This is a genomic window from Enterobacter sp. 50588862, assembly GCF_001462935.1.
In the GTDB taxonomy this organism is placed as follows: domain Bacteria; phylum Pseudomonadota; class Gammaproteobacteria; order Enterobacterales; family Enterobacteriaceae; genus Enterobacter; species Enterobacter bugandensis.
The window spans coordinates 1-15,642 of the sequence record NZ_LNHM01000022.1 but is presented as its reverse complement, the minus strand read 5'-3'; the positions used below and the strand labels follow the sequence as shown (position 1 = coordinate 15,642).

15 protein-coding genes are annotated in these 15,642 nt (G+C 55.8%); 12 read left to right on the top strand and 3 right to left on the bottom strand.

Annotated features, from left to right (window positions below; translation table 11 throughout):
* Positions 1-9 precede the first annotated feature (9 nt).
* The 6 genes from ubiJ to tatD all read left to right on the top strand — a co-directional run bounded on the left by ubiJ (position 10) and on the right by tatD (position 4,726).
* The gene (gene ubiJ / locus APT89_RS11250) at positions 10-615 is read left to right on the top strand and encodes a ubiquinone biosynthesis protein UbiJ (RefSeq protein WP_028014778.1); all 606 of its coding nucleotides are present in this window, start codon (positions 10-12) and stop codon (positions 613-615) included.
* Positions 612-2,252 (top strand): ubiquinone biosynthesis regulatory protein kinase UbiB, encoded by a 1,641-nt coding sequence (gene ubiB, locus APT89_RS11245; RefSeq protein ID WP_047362643.1) that lies wholly within the window; start codon positions 612-614, stop codon positions 2,250-2,252. The genes ubiJ and ubiB overlap by 4 nt, the downstream gene beginning before the upstream one ends.
* A gap of 76 nt (positions 2,253-2,328) precedes the next feature.
* Entirely contained in the window at positions 2,329-2,583 is a 255-nt protein-coding gene (gene tatA, locus APT89_RS11240) for a Sec-independent protein translocase subunit TatA (RefSeq protein ID WP_013099238.1), read from the top strand.
* A 3-nt stretch (positions 2,584-2,586) separates the two neighbouring features.
* Positions 2,587-3,129, top strand: coding sequence for a Sec-independent protein translocase protein TatB (gene tatB / locus APT89_RS11235; RefSeq protein ID WP_028014776.1), 543 nt, complete (start codon positions 2,587-2,589; stop codon positions 3,127-3,129).
* 2 nt (positions 3,130-3,131) lie between these two features.
* Positions 3,132-3,902: a Sec-independent protein translocase subunit TatC gene (gene tatC / locus APT89_RS11230; RefSeq protein ID WP_028014775.1), complete on the top strand. Its 771-nt coding sequence runs from the start codon at positions 3,132-3,134 to the stop codon at positions 3,900-3,902.
* Positions 3,903-3,943: 41 nt separating this feature from the next.
* The gene (gene tatD, locus APT89_RS11225) at positions 3,944-4,726 is read left to right on the top strand and encodes a 3'-5' ssDNA/RNA exonuclease TatD (RefSeq protein WP_041911840.1); all 783 of its coding nucleotides are present in this window, start codon (positions 3,944-3,946) and stop codon (positions 4,724-4,726) included.
* Here tatD and rfaH read toward each other — a convergent pair.
* Positions 4,723-5,214, bottom strand: coding sequence for a transcription/translation regulatory transformer protein RfaH (gene rfaH, locus APT89_RS11220; protein ID WP_020882871.1), 492 nt, complete (start codon positions 5,212-5,214; stop codon positions 4,723-4,725). The genes tatD and rfaH overlap by 4 nt on opposite strands.
* Positions 5,215-5,384: 170 nt before the next feature.
* Here rfaH and ubiD point away from each other — a divergent pair, with 170 nt between their 5' ends.
* Positions 5,385-6,878 carry a 4-hydroxy-3-polyprenylbenzoate decarboxylase gene (gene ubiD, locus APT89_RS11215; RefSeq protein ID WP_028014773.1) on the top strand — a complete coding sequence of 498 codons (1,494 nt, stop codon included), beginning with the start codon at positions 5,385-5,387 and terminating at the stop codon, positions 6,876-6,878.
* Between the two features lie 42 nt (positions 6,879-6,920).
* Positions 6,921-7,622 carry an NAD(P)H-flavin reductase gene (fre, locus tag APT89_RS11210; RefSeq protein WP_028014772.1) on the top strand — a complete coding sequence of 234 codons (702 nt, stop codon included), beginning with the start codon at positions 6,921-6,923 and terminating at the stop codon, positions 7,620-7,622.
* 182 nt (positions 7,623-7,804) lie between these two features.
* On the opposite strand, the gene fadA is transcribed toward fre, so the two are convergent.
* Together fadA and fadB are read right to left on the bottom strand one after the other, a co-directional pair.
* Positions 7,805-8,968: an acetyl-CoA C-acyltransferase FadA gene (fadA, locus tag APT89_RS11205; RefSeq protein ID WP_041911841.1), complete on the bottom strand. Its 1,164-nt coding sequence runs from the start codon at positions 8,966-8,968 to the stop codon at positions 7,805-7,807.
* Between the two features lie 9 nt (positions 8,969-8,977).
* On the bottom strand, positions 8,978-11,167 hold the full coding sequence (gene fadB / locus APT89_RS11200; protein WP_060572374.1) for a fatty acid oxidation complex subunit alpha FadB: 2,190 nt from the start codon (positions 11,165-11,167) through the stop codon (positions 8,978-8,980).
* Positions 11,168-11,357: 190 nt separating this feature from the next.
* On the opposite strand from fadB, the gene pepQ reads away from it, so the two are divergent.
* From pepQ to hemG, 4 genes are read left to right on the top strand one after another with little or no spacing between them, the layout of a single operon-like run.
* Positions 11,358-12,689 carry a Xaa-Pro dipeptidase gene (pepQ, locus tag APT89_RS11195; RefSeq protein WP_028014769.1) on the top strand — a complete coding sequence of 444 codons (1,332 nt, stop codon included), beginning with the start codon at positions 11,358-11,360 and terminating at the stop codon, positions 12,687-12,689.
* The gene (locus APT89_RS11190) at positions 12,689-13,303 is read left to right on the top strand and encodes an IMPACT family protein (protein ID WP_041911843.1); all 615 of its coding nucleotides are present in this window, start codon (positions 12,689-12,691) and stop codon (positions 13,301-13,303) included. Before pepQ ends, APT89_RS11190 begins: the two co-directional genes overlap by 1 nt.
* A gap of 40 nt (positions 13,304-13,343) precedes the next feature.
* Positions 13,344-14,795 (top strand): Trk system potassium transporter TrkH, encoded by a 1,452-nt coding sequence (gene trkH / locus APT89_RS11185; protein ID WP_013099227.1) that lies wholly within the window; start codon positions 13,344-13,346, stop codon positions 14,793-14,795.
* A gap of 10 nt (positions 14,796-14,805) precedes the next feature.
* On the top strand, positions 14,806-15,351 hold the full coding sequence (hemG, locus tag APT89_RS11180) for a menaquinone-dependent protoporphyrinogen IX dehydrogenase (RefSeq protein ID WP_047362642.1): 546 nt from the start codon (positions 14,806-14,808) through the stop codon (positions 15,349-15,351).
* Positions 15,352-15,642: the final 291 nt, after the last annotated feature.

Sequence of the window (15,642 nt, the reverse complement as noted above, 5' to 3'; positions counted from 1 at the left end):
AGGTGTCCCGTGCCCTTTAAACCCTTAGTCACCGCAGGCATCGAGAATGTGCTGAATGCCTTCCTGTATCGCGCTCCGGCGCTGAAAGCCGCACGTCAGCGGCTAAACGGGAAGGTACTGCGCATTGTGTTAAAAGAGTTCTCGACGCCGCTCGTGCTGGTTTTCAGCGAACGTCAGCTTGACGTTCTGGGTGAGTGGGAAGGTGAAGCTGATTGCTCGGTCATTACCCATATGAGCGTGCTGCCAAAACTGCGCGATCGCCAGCAATTAACGGCGCTTATCCGCAGCGGTGAGCTGGAAGTGGAAGGCGACATCCAGGTCGTGCAGAACTTCGTTGCGCTCAGCGATCTGGCTGAGTTTGACCCGGCAGAGCTGCTGGCGCCTTTTATTGGCGACATCGCCGCTGAAGGGATCGGGAAAGTTATTCATGGCGGCACGGCGTTCCTGCGCAAAAATCTGCAACGCCAACAGCGTTATGCCGCAGAAGTACTGACCGAGGAGTGGCGCATGGCGCCCGGGCCGCTGGAAGTTGCGTGGTTCGCAGAAGAGACGGCCGCGGTTGAACGTGCGGTTGATGCCCTAAGCAAACGGCTGGAAAAACTGGAGGGCAAATGACGCCTGGTGAAATTCGGCGCCTCTATTTTATCATCCACACCTTTTTGAGTTACGGGCTCGACGAGCTCATCCCCAAAATGCGTATCACGCTGCCGCTCAGGATCTGGCGGCGGACGCTGTTCTGGATGCCAAATCGCCATAAAGGTCAGCCGCTGGGTGAACGCCTGCGTCTGGCGCTGCAGCAGCTCGGCCCGGTATGGATTAAGTTCGGACAGATGCTCTCAACTCGCCGCGATCTCTTCCCGCCGCACATTGCCGATGAACTGGCGATGCTGCAGGACCGTGTCGCCCCGTTTGACGGGGTGAGAGCGAAGAAACAGATCGAGGAGGCGATGGGTAACCTTCCCGTTGAAACCTGGTTTGACGATTTCGAAATAGAACCGCTGGCGTCGGCTTCTATCGCTCAGGTGCACACTGCGCGTCTGAAAGAGAACGGCAAAGAGGTGGTGATCAAGGTGATCCGCCCGGATATCCTGCCGATTATCAAAGCCGACATGAAGCTAATTTATCGTCTGGCGCGTTGGGTTCCGCGTCTGCTGCCGGACGGCCGTCGACTGCGCCCGATGGAAGTGGTGCGGGAATATGAAAAAACGCTGATTGATGAGCTTAATCTGCTGCGTGAATCGGCAAACGCCATTCAGCTGCGCCGCAATTTTGAAAACAGCCCGATGCTGTACGTGCCTGAAGTCTATTCTGACTATTGCAGCCAGAACATGATGGTCATGGAGCGCATCTACGGTATTCCGGTTTCGGATGTGGTGGCCCTGGAGAAGCAGGGAACGAACATGAAGCTGCTGGCCGAACGTGGCGTGCAGGTCTTCTTTACTCAGGTATTCCGCGACAGTTTTTTCCATGCGGACATGCATCCGGGCAATATCTTCGTGAGCTATGAGCATCCTGAGGATCCGAAATACATCGGTATCGACTGCGGAATTGTGGGCTCGCTGAATAAAGAAGATAAACGTTATCTGGCTGAGAACTTCATCGCCTTCTTCAACCGCGACTACCGTAAGGTGGCCGAGCTGCATGTGGATTCCGGCTGGGTTCCGCCAGACACCAACGTCGAAGAGTTCGAGTTTGCTATCCGTACCGTTTGCGAACCGATTTTTGAAAAACCGCTGGCAGAGATCTCTTTTGGACACGTGCTGTTAAACCTGTTCAATACGGCCCGCCGCTTTAATATGGAAGTTCAGCCACAGTTAGTTTTACTTCAGAAAACATTACTTTACGTTGAGGGTGTAGGTCGACAACTCTATCCTCAGTTAGACTTGTGGAAGACGGCTAAACCTTTCCTGGAATCCTGGATTAAGGATCAGGTTGGCCTTCCAGCGCTGGTGCGTTCGCTGAAAGAGAAAGGACCGTTCTGGATCGAAAAAATGCCTGAAATTCCTGAACTGGTTTACGACAGTTTGCGTCAGAGCAAGAATCTTCAGCACAGCATGGATAAAATCGCCCGCGAGCTTCAGTCCAGCCGTGTGCGCCAGGGACAGTCACGCTACCTCTTTGGCATTGGCGCAACGCTGCTGCTGAGCGGTACGTTGCTGCTGATCAACCGTCCTGACTGGCAGATGATGCCCGCCTGGCTGATGGCTGGCGGGGTTGTTGTCTGGCTTGCAGGATGGAGAAAAACGCGCTGAGTTTGCATCGCCATCGACAGGTCGCATACGTATAATGCGACCTGACCAATTAATCATCTATCCCTGAGGAATATGTATGGGTGGTATCAGTATCTGGCAATTAGTCATTATTGCCGTCATCGTTGTGCTGCTGTTTGGCACCAAAAAGCTCGGTTCTATTGGTTCCGATCTGGGCGCGTCTATCAAAGGCTTCAAGAAAGCAATGAGCGATGATGAGAGCAAGCAGGATAAAACCAGCCAGGACGCTGACTTTACTGCTAAATCCATCTCCGATAAGCAGGAAGATGCCAAAAAGGAAGACGCTAAACGCCACGATAAAGAGCAGGTGTAAGTCGTGTTCGACATTGGTTTTAGTGAGCTGCTGCTGGTCTTTGTGATTGGTCTGATTGTGCTGGGACCGCAGCGTCTGCCGGTAGCGGTGAAAACCGTTGTGGGCTGGGTTCGAGCGCTAAGATCGCTGGCTTCGACCGTTCAGAACGAGCTGGCGCAGGAACTTAAGCTGCAGGAATTTCAGGAAAGCCTGAAAAAGGTTGAGAAGGCGAGCATGGATAACCTGACGCCGGAACTGAAAGCCTCAATGGATGAGCTGCGCGAAGCGGCGGAATCCATGAAGCGCTCTTACAGCGTTAACGATCCTGAAAAAGCGAGCGATGAAGCGAACACTATTCATAACCCGGTGGTGAAGGACAGCGAAGCGCAGCGTGAGGGCGTGACGCCAGCGAGTGCGGAGCACCAGGCCGCAGCGCCTGAACAAACGCCGCAGGAAACTGAACTGAAAAAACAGGCGCAGCCGGAAGAGCCGGTTGTAAAAGCGGCTGAAGCGAAACCCGCTGCGCCCGTTTCCGAATCATCCCCCTCGTCGAGTGATAAAGCGTAACCATGGCAGTAGATGATACTCAACCGCTTATTACGCACCTGATTGAGCTGCGTAAGCGCCTGTTAAACTGCATTATTGCGGTATTCCTCATATTCCTGTGCCTGGTCTATTTCGCCAACGATATTTATCAGGTGGTTTCTGCGCCGCTGATCAAGCAGATGCCGCTGGGGGCAACTATGATTGCAACAGACGTTGCATCACCGTTTTTCACCCCGATTAAGCTCACCTTCTGGGTGTCGTTGATTGCGTCTGCACCCGTCATCCTTTATCAGGTATGGGCATTTGTGGCGCCAGCACTGTACAGGCACGAACGTAAACTGGTGATCCCGCTGCTGGTCTCCAGTTCGCTGCTGTTCTATATCGGCATGGCGTTTGCCTACTTCGTTGTCTTCCCGCTAGCCTTTGGCTTCCTGACGCATACCGCGCCGGAAGGGGTTCAGGTATCGACGGATATCGCCAGCTACCTCAGCTTTGTGATGGCGCTGTTTATGGCGTTCGGTGTGGCGTTTGAAGTGCCGGTGGCCATTGTGCTGCTCTGCTGGGTTGGGGTAACCACCCCTGATGACCTGCGTAAGAAGCGTCCCTATATTCTGGTGGGCGCCTTCGTAGTCGGCATGCTGCTGACGCCGCCGGACGTCTTCTCACAAACGCTGCTGGCAATACCGATGTACTGCCTGTTTGAGGTTGGCGTATTCTTCTCGCGTTTCTACGTGGGAAAAGGACGCCGGTCGGACGATGAAGACGATGCGTCCGAAAAGACCACTGAAGAGTAAAACCAGCCGCCCGTCAGGGCGGTTGTTCTATGGGGAATCGCATGTTTGATATCGGACTCAACCTGACCAGCTCGCAGTTTGCGAAAGATCGTGACGAGGTGGTTGCGCGTGCTTTTGAGGCTGGCGTAAAAGGGCTGCTCCTGACCGGGACCAACCTGCATGAGAGCGAGCAGGCGCTGCTGTTGGCGCAACGCTATCAACACTGCTGGTCAACCGCCGGCGTCCACCCTCATGACAGCAGCCAGTGGACGGCTGAGAGCGCAGAAACCCTGCGCACGCTGGCAAAAACGGCAGAGGTGGTGGCTATTGGCGAGTGCGGGCTCGATTTTAACCGCAACTTCTCCACGCCTGAAGAACAGGAAAAGGCGTTCACTGCCCAGCTTGTGCTGGCGGCAGAGCTTCAAATGCCCGTCTTTATGCACTGTCGCGATGCGCATGAACGTTTTCTCGCACTGCTGGACCCGTGGCTGGATAAACTGCCCGGCGCAGTGCTCCACTGCTTCACCGGGTCTCGCCAGGAAGCGCTGGATTGCCTGAACCGCGGTTTGTATCTGGGGATCACCGGTTGGGTGTGTGATGAGCGCCGCGGGCTTGAGCTTCGCGAGCTGCTGCCGATAATCCCGGCAGACCGTTTGCTTCTTGAAACCGATGCGCCATACCTGCTGCCGCGAGATATGAAGCCCAAACCGGCATCGCGGCGAAACGAGCCCGCCTTGCTGGGGCACATTGTTGAGCGCGTAGCGCACTGGCGCGGAGAGGATCCGCACTGGCTTTCCGCGCAGACGGATGACAACGTGCGTCGCCTGTTCGGGATAAACGTTTAAACTTTGCGGAAGTCGGTGTTTTTCACGCTCTGCAGCACCTGCTTGTTCAGCAGATTGAGCAACAGCATGGAGCGCGCTTCACCGTCCGGCTCGGCGAAAATCGCCTGCAGGCCTTCGAATGCGCCTTCGGTAATGACGACGCTATCACCCGCGTAAGGGGTTTCCGGGTCGGTGATCCCTTCAGGCTGTTGATAAACAGACAGCTGATGAATGACGGTCGACGGAACGGTTGCCGGGTGGGCACCAAAACGAACGAAGTGGCTGACGCCGCGCGTTGCGCTGATGGTAGTGGTGTGGATCACCTCAGGGTCGAACTCCACGAACAGATAGTTCGGGAATAAAGGCTCACTGACGGTTGTGCGCTTCCCGCGCTGCATTTTTTCAAGCGTGATCACGGGTGTCAGACAATTTACAGACTGACGTTCAAGATGTTCCTGCGCGCGCTGAAGTTGCCCGCGTTTGCAATACAGTAAATACCAGGCCTGCATAATCACTCTTTCCCTTAGTTCGGGGCGCAAGCATATCAAAACCCTGGAGGGATCGCTAAGTTGATTATAATGGGGGAAATTCGAACACAGCGGATAAGTTCACGCTAATTTAACAAAATTACAGCATCAAGCAGGCTTACGCCGTATAATGAAGCGCTTACAGAGAGGCCATGACTAACTGCATGAAATACCACGATCTCCGCGACTTCCTGACGCTGCTGGAAAAGCAGGGTGAACTGAAACGCATTACACTTCCTGTTGATCCTTATCTGGAAATGACAGAAATTGCTGACCGCACCCTGCGTGCCGGTGGCCCTGCATTACTGTTTGAAAATCCAAAAGGTTACTCAATGCCGGTGCTGTGCAACCTGTTTGGCACCCCGCGTCGTGTCGCGCTGGGAATGGGGCAGGAAGACGTTACCGCGCTGCGTGAAGTGGGGAAACTGCTGGCATTTCTGAAAGAGCCTGAGCCACCGAAAGGTTTCCGCGATCTGTTCGATAAGCTGCCGCAGTTTAAGCAGGTGTTGAACATGCCCACCAAACGCCTGCGCGGCGCGCCGTGTCAGCAGAAAGTGCTGGAAGGCGATGCGGTGGATCTCACCAAAATCCCTATCATGCAGTGCTGGCCTGAAGATGCTGCGCCGCTGATCACCTGGGGCCTCACCGTGACGCGCGGACCGCATAAAGAGCGGCAAAACCTCGGTATTTATCGCCAGCAGCTGATTGGCAAGAATAAGCTCATCATGCGCTGGCTGTCGCACCGCGGCGGCGCGCTGGATTTCCAGGAGTGGTGTGCTGCACATCCGGGTGAACGGTTCCCGGTGTCTGTCGCGTTAGGTGCCGATCCGGCCACCATTCTGGGGGCGGTCACGCCCGTACCGGATACGCTCTCTGAATATGCGTTTGCTGGCCTGCTGCGCGGGACTAAAACCGAGGTCGTGAAGTGTATCTCCAACGATCTCGAAGTGCCGGCCAGCGCCGAAATTGTGCTGGAAGGTTACATTGAGCAGGGTGAAATGGCGCCAGAGGGCCCATACGGCGACCATACCGGCTATTACAACGAAGTGGATAACTTCCCGGTGTTTACCGTCACGCATGTTACTCAACGTGAAGATGCGATTTATCACTCCACCTATACTGGCCGCCCACCGGATGAACCGGCGGTGCTCGGCGTGGCACTGAACGAAGTATTTGTGCCGATCCTGCAAAAGCAGTTCCCGGAAATCGTTGATTTTTATCTGCCGCCTGAAGGATGCTCGTATCGCATGGCGGTGGTCACGATGAAGAAGCAGTATCCCGGACATGCTAAACGCGTGATGATGGGCGTATGGTCTTTCCTGCGCCAGTTTATGTATACCAAATTTGTTATTGTCTGCGATGATGACGTTAACGCCCGTGACTGGAACGATGTTATCTGGGCGATAACCACGCGAATGGATCCTGCGCGTGATACGGTGTTAGTCGAAAATACGCCGATAGATTATCTGGATTTTGCCTCGCCGGTTTCCGGTCTTGGCTCAAAGATGGGACTGGATGCCACAAATAAATGGCCTGGCGAAACCGACCGTGAATGGGGTCGCCCGATCAAAAAAGATCCTGCTGTGACCGCGCGAATTGACGCGATCTGGGACGAACTGGCCATAATGAATAACGGTAAACCCTGAGCTGACCGTTAAGCCCTATAGACTTCCCGACAGAGAGAGCGAATGACAACCTTAAGCTGTAAAGTGACGTCGGTAGATGCTATTACCGACACCGTATATCGCGTCCGTTTGGTTCCTGAAGCGGCATTCTCATTCCGTGCCGGCCAGTACCTGATGGTGGTGATGGATGAGCGTGATAAGCGTCCTTTCTCTATGGCCTCTACGCCAGCAGAGCAGGAATTTATTGAGCTGCATATTGGTGCGTCTGAGCTTAACCTGTACGCGATGGCCGTGATGGACCGCATCCTGAAAGAGCGTGAGATTGTGGTCGACATTCCTCACGGCGACGCGTGGTTGCGTGATGACGAAGACCGTCCGCTGATTCTGATCGCGGGCGGTACGGGCTTCTCCTATGTGCGCTCTATTCTGTTGACCGCGCTGGCGCGTAATCCAGACCGTGACATCACCATCTACTGGGGCGGCCGCGAAGAGAAGCACCTGTACGACCTGTCTGAACTGGAAGCGCTGAGCGTTAACCATCCTAACCTGCGCATTGAGCCAGTGGTCGAGCAGCCGGAAGAGGGCTGGCGTGGACGTAGCGGGACGGTGCTGACGGCGGTACTGCAGGATCACGGCACGCTGGCGGGACATGATATCTACATTGCAGGCCGTTTTGAGATGGCGAAAATTGCCCGCGACCTGTTCTGTAACGAACGCGATGCGCGTGAAGATCGCCTGTTTGGCGATGCGTTTGCCTTCATTTAAATAAAAAACCCGCCCCTGACAGGCGGGAAGAACGGCAACTAAACTGTCTCTCTTCGCCAATGACGCCATAACTGCGTTGGCTGCGCTCGTTCACCCGAATCACTTACTAATGTAAGCTCATCGGGATTCGCTCGCTTGCCGCCTTGTTCTGACGTCATTGGCTTTGAGATACTTTTCCTTACTTACACTCTCTCAAACACCGTCGCGATACCCTGACCCAGGCCGATACACATCGTTGCCAGACCAAACTGGGCATCTTTGCGTTCCATCAGGTTAATCAGCGTCGTGCTGATACGCGCCCCGGAACAGCCCAGCGGGTGACCGAGGGCGATCGCGCCGCCGTTGAGGTTAATCTTCTCGTCGATCTGCTCCATCAGCCCCAGATCTTTAATGCACGGCAGGATCTGTGCGGCAAACGCTTCGTTCATCTCGAACAGATCGATATCGCTGGCAGTTAAGCCCGCTTTTTTCAGCGCCAGCTTCGAGGCCGGAACCGGGCCGTAACCCATGATTGAAGGATCGCAGCCCACCACCGCCATCGAACGCACGCGAGCGCGTGGCGTCTGGCCCAATTCACGGGCACGGCTTTCGCTCATCACCAGCATCGCGGCGGCACCGTCGGATAGCGCCGACGACGTCCCTGCCGTTACCGTACCGGTGACCGGATCAAATGCCGGACGCAGGGTAGAAAGCGCTTCGACCGTCGTTTCCGGACGAATGACTTCGTCGTAGCTAAACTGCTTCAGTACGCCGTCTGCATCGTGGCCCCCGGTCGGGATGATCTCATTCTTGAAGGCACCGGACTGCGTGGCGGCCCAGGCGCGGGCGTGAGAGCGCGCGGCAAAAGCATCCTGCATTTCACGACTGATGCCGTGCAGGCGGGAGAGCATCTCGGCGGTAAGGCCCATCATGCCTGCGGCTTTCGCCACGTTGCGGCTCATGCCCGGATGGAAATCGACCCCGTGGCTCATCGGCACATGGCCCATGTGTTCAACGCCGCCGACCAGACAGGCCTGCGCATCGCCGGTCATGATCATGCGCGCCGCGTCGTGCAGGGCCTGCATCGACGAACCGCACAGGCGGTTGACGGTGACCGCCGGAACCGAATGCGGGATCTCCGCCAGCAGCGACGCGTTGCGGGCGATGTTGAAGCCCTGCTCCAGCGTTTGCTGCACGCAGCCCCAGTAGATATCGTCGAGCGCTGCTGGGTCCAGCGCCGGGTTACGCGCCAGCAGGCTACGCATCAGGTGCGCGGAGAGATCTTCCGCTCGCACGTTACGGAACGCACCGCCTTTTGAACGGCCCATCGGGGTGCGAATCGCATCAACAATGACAACCTTTTCCATTGTGACTCCTTAAGCCGTTTTCAGCGCGCCAACCGGACGGGCTGGCTCAACTGCTGGATAGTAGGGTTCGTTATGGCGCGCTTTGTTACGCAGCCCTTCCGGCACTTCATAAAGCGGACCGAGGTGCTGATACTGCTGCGCCATATCGAGATAGCGGGCGCTGCCGAGCGTATCCAGCCAGCGGAACGCGCCGCCGTGGAACGGAGGGAAGCCCAGGCCGTATACCAACGCCATATCCGCTTCTGCCGGGCTGGCGATAATGCCTTCTTCCAGGCAACGGACCACTTCGTTGATCATCGGAATCATCATGCGGGCAATAATTTCGTCGTCGGTGAAGTCGCGTTTCGGCTGGCATACGTCGGCCAGCAGGCCATCCACCGCCGCATCTTCTTCTTTCTTCGGTTTGCCTTTGCTGTCTTCTTTATAACGCCAGAAGCCCAGGCCGTTTTTCTGTCCGAAGCGGTTGGCGTCAAAGAGGGCGTCAATGGCATCGCGATAATCTTTCTGCATGCGCTGCGGGAAGCCCGCCGCCATGACGGCCTGCGCGTGGTGGGCGGTATCAATGCCGACGACGTCCAGCAGATACGCCGGGCCCATCGGCCAGCCGAACTGTTTTTCCATTACTTTGTCGATTTTGCGGAAGTCCGCGCCGTCGCGCAGCAGCTGGCTGAAGCCGGCGAAGTACGGGAACAGCACGCGGTTGACGAAGAAGCCTGGGCAGTCATTAACGACGATCGGCGTTTTACCCATCTTGCTTGCCCACGCCACGACTTTAGCGATGGTTTCGTAAGAGGTTTTTTCTCCACGGATCACTTCGACCAGTGGCATACGGTGTACCGGGTTGAAGAAGTGCATTCCGCAGAAGTTTTCCGGACGCTTCAGCACGCTCGCCAGTTCGCTGATGGGGATGGTGGAGGTGTTTGAGGCCAGGACGGCGTCCGGGCGAACCTTGTCTTCCGTTTCCGCCAGCACCGCTTTTTTGACTTTCGGGTTCTCAACGACCGCTTCAACCACCACGTCCACACGGTCGAAACCGCTGTATTCCAGCACAGGCTGGATGGTTGAGATCACGCCTGCGAGCTTCAGCCCGTCAATTTTTCCGCGCTCAAGCTGTTTATTCAGCAGCTTGGCGGCTTCGGTCATGCCCAGCGTCAGAGATTTCTCGTTGATGTCTTTCATCACTACCGGCACGCCTTTCCAGGCCGACTGGTAAGCGATGCCGCCGCCCATAATACCGGCGCCGAGTACCGCCGCGTGTTTTGGCGTCTCAACGTTTTTGGTCAGCTGTTTGGCTTTGCCCTTCACGAACTGATCGTTGAGGAAGATGCCAACCAGCGCGCGGGCTTCATTGGTGTGCGCCAGCGGAACAAAGCTCTGGTTTTCCAGCTTCAGGGCTTCGTCGCGGCCAAAGCGGGCTGCCGCTTCAATGGTTTTCACCGCCGTGATTGGCGCCGGGTAGTGTTTACCCGCCGTCTGCATCACCATGCCTTTGGCGATGGTGAAGCTCATGGTGGCTTCAATCTTGCTGAGCTTTAACGGCTCCAGCTTCGGCTGACGTTTGGCCTTCCAGTCGAGGTCGCCGTTAATCGCCTGACGCAGAATGGCGAGTGCACCTTCAACCAGCTTCTCTGGTTTCACGACGCCGTCGAGCAGACCGATTTTCTGCGCCTGTTCTGCACCCACGTCTTTACCAGCGGCAATGATTTCCAGGGCGCTGTCGGCGCCCAGCATGCGGGGCATACGCACGGAACCGCCAAAGCCCGGCATGATGCCCAGCTTGGTTTCCGGCAGGCCGATACGCAGGTCCGGCGTCGCCAGACGGTAGTCGGTCGCCAGCACGCACTCGCAGCCGCCGCCCAGCGCGTAGCCGTTCACGGCAGAGATCGTTGGAACAGGCAGATCTTCCAGACGATTAAAGACGCTGTTGGCAAAGTGCAGCCACTGGCTCAGCTGTTCTTCCGGAACCTGGAACAGCGAAAGGAATTCGGTGATATCGGCACCGACGATAAAGGCCGCTTTGTTCGAACGCAGCAGCAGCCCTTTTAATTCAGATTGCTTTTCAAGTACTTCCAGCGCCTGGCCAAGACTGGCCACCGTCGCGGTATCAAGCTTATTCACTGAGCCGGGGGCATCGAACACCAGTTCGGCAATGCCATCTTCCAGCCAGTTGAGGTACAGGGTGTCGCCTTTGTAAAGCATGTCAGTCTCCTGAATCCAGCAAGTGGATCTGGTCATACCAGATGAGACGGAGTGTGGAATTTATGTTAATAAAATGCAAATTACTCATTAAGAAATTGCTGCGTTGATCACGGTCGGTGGAAATCACGCAGCCGGAGTGAGGTGTGCTAAGATGCGATGACTTGAGGTCAAAAAAACGAAAGGAAGAATGATGGACTCACTGGCTTCGCTTTATAAAAATCATATCGTTACCCTACAGGAACGTACCCGCGATGTACTGGCCCGCTTCAAGCTGGATGCTCTTCTGATCCACTCCGGCGAGCTGATGAATACTTTTCTTGATGACCACGCCTATCCGTTTAAGGTTAACCCGCAGTTTAAAGCCTGGGTGCCGGTGACACAGGTTCCGAATTGCTGGCTGCTGGTGGACGGCGTGAACAAGCCGAAACTGTGGTTCTACCTGCCGGTTGATTACTGGCACAACGTCGAACCGCTGCCGACCTCTTTCTGGACCGAAGAAATTGAGGTGATCGCCCTGCCAAAAGCGGACGGCATTGGCAGCCAGCTGCCAGCGGCGCGCGGCAACATCGGCTACATTGGCCCTGTACCTGAACGTGCGCTCGGTCTGGATATTCCGGCAGACAAACTCAATCCGAAAGGCGTGCTGGATTACCTGCACTATTACCGCGCGTATAAAACCGACTATGAACTCTACTGCATGCGTGAAGCGCAAAAAACGGCGGTGAATGGTCACCGCGCCGCGCACGAAGCGTTCCAGTCAGGCATGAGCGAGTTCGATATCAACCTGGCCTACCTGACCGCAACCGGTCATCGTGACACCGACGTACCGTACAGCAACATCGTCGCGCTGAATGAGCATGCGTCTGTTCTCCACTACACCAAACTGGATCATCAGGTTCCGTCTGAGATGCGCAGCTTCCTGCTGGACGCAGGCGCAGAGTACAACGGCTATGCGGCCGATCTGACTCGCACCTGGGCGGCGAATGCGGATACCGATTTTGCGCAGCTTATTAAGGACGTAAACGACGAACAGCTGGCGTTGATTGGCACCATGAAGGCCGGAACCAGCTACGTGGATTACCACATCCAGTTCCATCAGCGCATTGCTAAACTGCTGCGTAAGCATCAGATTGTGAAAGACATGAGCGAAGAGGCGATGGTCGAAAACGACCTGACCGGACCATTCATGCCGCACGGTATCGGCCACCCGCTGGGCCTGCAGGTTCACGACGTTGCGGGCTTCATGCAGGATGATACCGGTACGCACCTGGCGGCACCGTCTAAATATCCTTACCTGCGCTGCACCCGTATTCTTGAGCCGCGCATGGTATTGACCATCGAGCCGGGGATCTACTTTATTGAATCCCTGCTGGCGCCGTGGCGTGAAGGGCAGTTCAGCAAGCACTTCAACTGGGAAAAAATCGACGCGCTGAAACCGTTTGGCGGCATTCGTATCGAAGATAACGTGGTGGTTCACGAGAACGGTATCGAGAATATGACGCGAGACCTGAAGCTGGCCTGATGGAAAGCTGGCTGATACCGGCTGAACCGGTCACTTTTGTTGAGGAAATCAAGAAAAGCCGCTTTATTACGCTGCTGGCGCACACCGACGGCGTAGAGGCGGCGAAAGCGTTTGTCGAGTCCGTTCGCGCGGAGCACCCTGACGCACGTCACCACTGCGTGGCGTGGGTGGCAGGGCCGCCGGACGATTCGCAACAGCTCGGTTTTTCCGACGACGGTGAACCGGCGGGCACAGCCGGTAAACCCATGCTCTCCCAGCTGATGGGCAGCGGCGTGGGTGAAATTACCGCCGTGGTGGTGCGCTACTACGGCGGCATCCTGTTGGGCACGGGCGGGCTGGTTAAAGCGTATGGCGGTGGGGTGCAGCAGGCACTGAATATCCTGACGACCACCCGCAAAACGCCGCTCACCGAATATACTTTATTGTGCGATTACGCTCAGCTATCGGGCATTGAAACACTGCTCAAACAATTTAACGGCGTGATTGCGCACAGTGATTACCAGGCAATGGTGCAATTACGCGTGGCGCTTCCTCAGGCAGAACTGGCTGCTTTTTCAGCAAAACTGGCTGATTTCAGTCGCGGTTCGTTGCAATTGCTGCCGATTGAAGAATAATCCCCACCTCACTTTTTGAATACCAAAGGAAGCGGCAGAGATGCATTTTCGTGCCATAACCCGAATCGTTGGACTGCTGGTCATACTCTTTTCGGGGACGATGATTCTCCCTGGACTGGTGGCGCTTATCTACCGGGACGGCGCGGGGCGGGCTTTTACCCAGACCTTCTTTGTCGCGCTGGCGATCGGCTCGCTGCTGTGGTGGCCGAACCGTCGTCAGAAAGGTGAACTGAAATCTCGCGAAGGCTTTCTGATTGTGGTCCTGTTCTGGACGGTGCTGGGAAGCGTCGGTTCGCTGCCCTTTATCTTCTCTGAGCAGCCTAACCTCAGCATCACGGATGCCTTTTTTGAATCGTTTTCTGGTTTAACGACCACTGGTGCGACGACGCTGGTGGGGCTGGATTCGTTACCCCACGCTATTCTCTTTTATCGCCAGATGCTGCAGTGGTTCGGGGGGATGGGGATCATCGTCCTGGCGGTGGCCATCCTGCCGATTCTGGGCGTCGGGGGGATGCAGCTGTACAGGGCTGAAATGCCGGGGCCGCTGAAAGACAACAAGATGCGCCCACGTATTGCCGAGACGGCGAAAACCCTGTGGCTGATTTATGTTCTGCTGACGGTAGCCTGCGCGCTGGCGCTATGGTTTGCCGGGATGCCTGCCTTCGATGCTATCGGGCACAGCTTCGCGACGATTGCCATTGGCGGGTTCTCCACCCACGACGCCAGCGTGGGGTACTTCGACAGCCCAACGATTAACACCATCATTGCGATTTTCCTGCTGATCTCCGGCTGTAACTACGGCCTGCACTTCTCTTTACTGAGCGGACGTAGTCTGAAGGTGTACTGGCGCGATCCTGAGTTCCGCATGTTCATTGGCGTCCAGCTTACCCTGGTCGTCATCTGCACCCTGGTGCTGTGGTTCCATGATGTTTACAACTCGGCGCTGACCACGCTCAATCAGGCGTTTTTCCAGGTGGTGTCGATGGCGACGACCGCCGGTTTTACCACGGACAGCATCGCGCGCTGGCCGCTGTTCCTGCCGGTACTTCTGCTGTGCTCCGCGTTTATCGGCGGATGCGCCGGGTCGACGGGCGGTGGTCTGAAGGTGATTCGTATTCTGCTGCTATTCAAGCAGGGGAACCGTGAGCTGAAGCGCCTGGTCCACCCGAATGCGGTCTACAGCATTAAGCTGGGGAACCGCGCGCTGCCGGAACGTATCCTCGAAGCGGTGTGGGGGTTCTTCTCGGCGTATGCGCTGGTCTTTATCGTCAGCATGCTGGCTATCATCGCGACGGGAGTGGATGATTTCTCCGCTTTTGCGTCCGTCGTCGCAACACTAAACAACCTCGGGCCTGGCCTGGGGGTTGTGGCGGATAACTTTGCCAGCATGAACCCGGTTGCGAAATGGATCCTTATTGCCAATATGCTGTTTGGTCGTCTTGAGGTCTTTACGCTGCTGGTGCTGTTTACCCCAACATTCTGGCGCGAATAAGGAGCCGTTGATGAAAACACTGATTCTTTTCTCTACGCGAGACGGGCAAACGCGTGAGATTGCCGCGTATCTGGCGTCGGAATTAAAAGAGCTGGGCATTTACTCAGATGTGGTGAACCTGAATCGCGCGGAGGAGATTGCCTGGCAGGAGTACGATCGCGTGGTGATTGGCGCCTCCATTCGTTACGGACACTTCCATCCGGCGCTGGATCGCTTTGTGAAAAAGCATACGGCGGTACTCAACACATTGCCGGGCGCGTTTTACTCGGTCAATCTGGTTGCCCGTAAAGCTGAGAAGCGTACGCCGCAGACCAACAGCTACACGCGCAAGTTTTTGCTCGGCTCGCCGTGGCAGCCAGACCTGTGCGCCGTCTTTGCCGGTGCGCTGCGCTATCCTCGCTACCGCTGGTATGACCGCTTCATGATCCGCCTGATAATGAAGATGACGGGTGGCGAAACCGATACGCATAAAGAAGTGGTTTATACCGACTGGTCGCAGGTGGCCAGTTTTGCGCGGGAAATTGCCCATTTAGCGGGCGATTCGCGACTTAAATAAGCGTTAAGTTTGAAAAGTGAGCGAACGAAAAGTTTTTTGTATTTTGTGCTTGTCACTTCAGAATAACTCCCTATAATGCGCCTCCACTGACACGGAACAACGGCACACACGCCGCCGGGTCAGCAGAGAAAAGCAAAATAAAGGCTTGACTCTGAAGCGGGAAGGCGTAATATGCACACCCCGCGCCGCAGCGAAAACGAAGCGGCACTGCTCTTTAACAATTTATCAGACAATCTGTGTGGGCACTCAAAGTGACATGGATTCTTAATGTCTTCGGACAATAAATGAATA

Coding starts and splice junctions, on each gene's coding strand:
- APT89_RS11190 (WP_041911843.1), top strand. CDS start 12,689: ATGGAAAGCTGGCTGATACCGGCTGAACCGGTCACTTTTGTTGAGGAA.
- tatD (WP_041911840.1), top strand. CDS start 3,944: ATGTTTGATATCGGACTCAACCTGACCAGCTCGCAGTTTGCGAAAGAT.
- tatC (WP_028014775.1), top strand. CDS start 3,132: ATGGCAGTAGATGATACTCAACCGCTTATTACGCACCTGATTGAGCTG.
- hemG (WP_047362642.1), top strand. CDS start 14,806: ATGAAAACACTGATTCTTTTCTCTACGCGAGACGGGCAAACGCGTGAG.
- fre (WP_028014772.1), top strand. CDS start 6,921: ATGACAACCTTAAGCTGTAAAGTGACGTCGGTAGATGCTATTACCGAC.
- fadA (WP_041911841.1), bottom strand. CDS start 8,968: ATGGAAAAGGTTGTCATTGTTGATGCGATTCGCACCCCGATGGGCCGT.
- ubiD (WP_028014773.1), top strand. CDS start 5,385: ATGACTAACTGCATGAAATACCACGATCTCCGCGACTTCCTGACGCTG.
- ubiB (WP_047362643.1), top strand. CDS start 612: ATGACGCCTGGTGAAATTCGGCGCCTCTATTTTATCATCCACACCTTT.
- tatA (WP_013099238.1), top strand. CDS start 2,329: ATGGGTGGTATCAGTATCTGGCAATTAGTCATTATTGCCGTCATCGTT.
- trkH (WP_013099227.1), top strand. CDS start 13,344: ATGCATTTTCGTGCCATAACCCGAATCGTTGGACTGCTGGTCATACTC.
- pepQ (WP_028014769.1), top strand. CDS start 11,358: ATGGACTCACTGGCTTCGCTTTATAAAAATCATATCGTTACCCTACAG.
- rfaH (WP_020882871.1), bottom strand. CDS start 5,214: ATGCAGGCCTGGTATTTACTGTATTGCAAACGCGGGCAACTTCAGCGC.
- fadB (WP_060572374.1), bottom strand. CDS start 11,167: ATGCTTTACAAAGGCGACACCCTGTACCTCAACTGGCTGGAAGATGGC.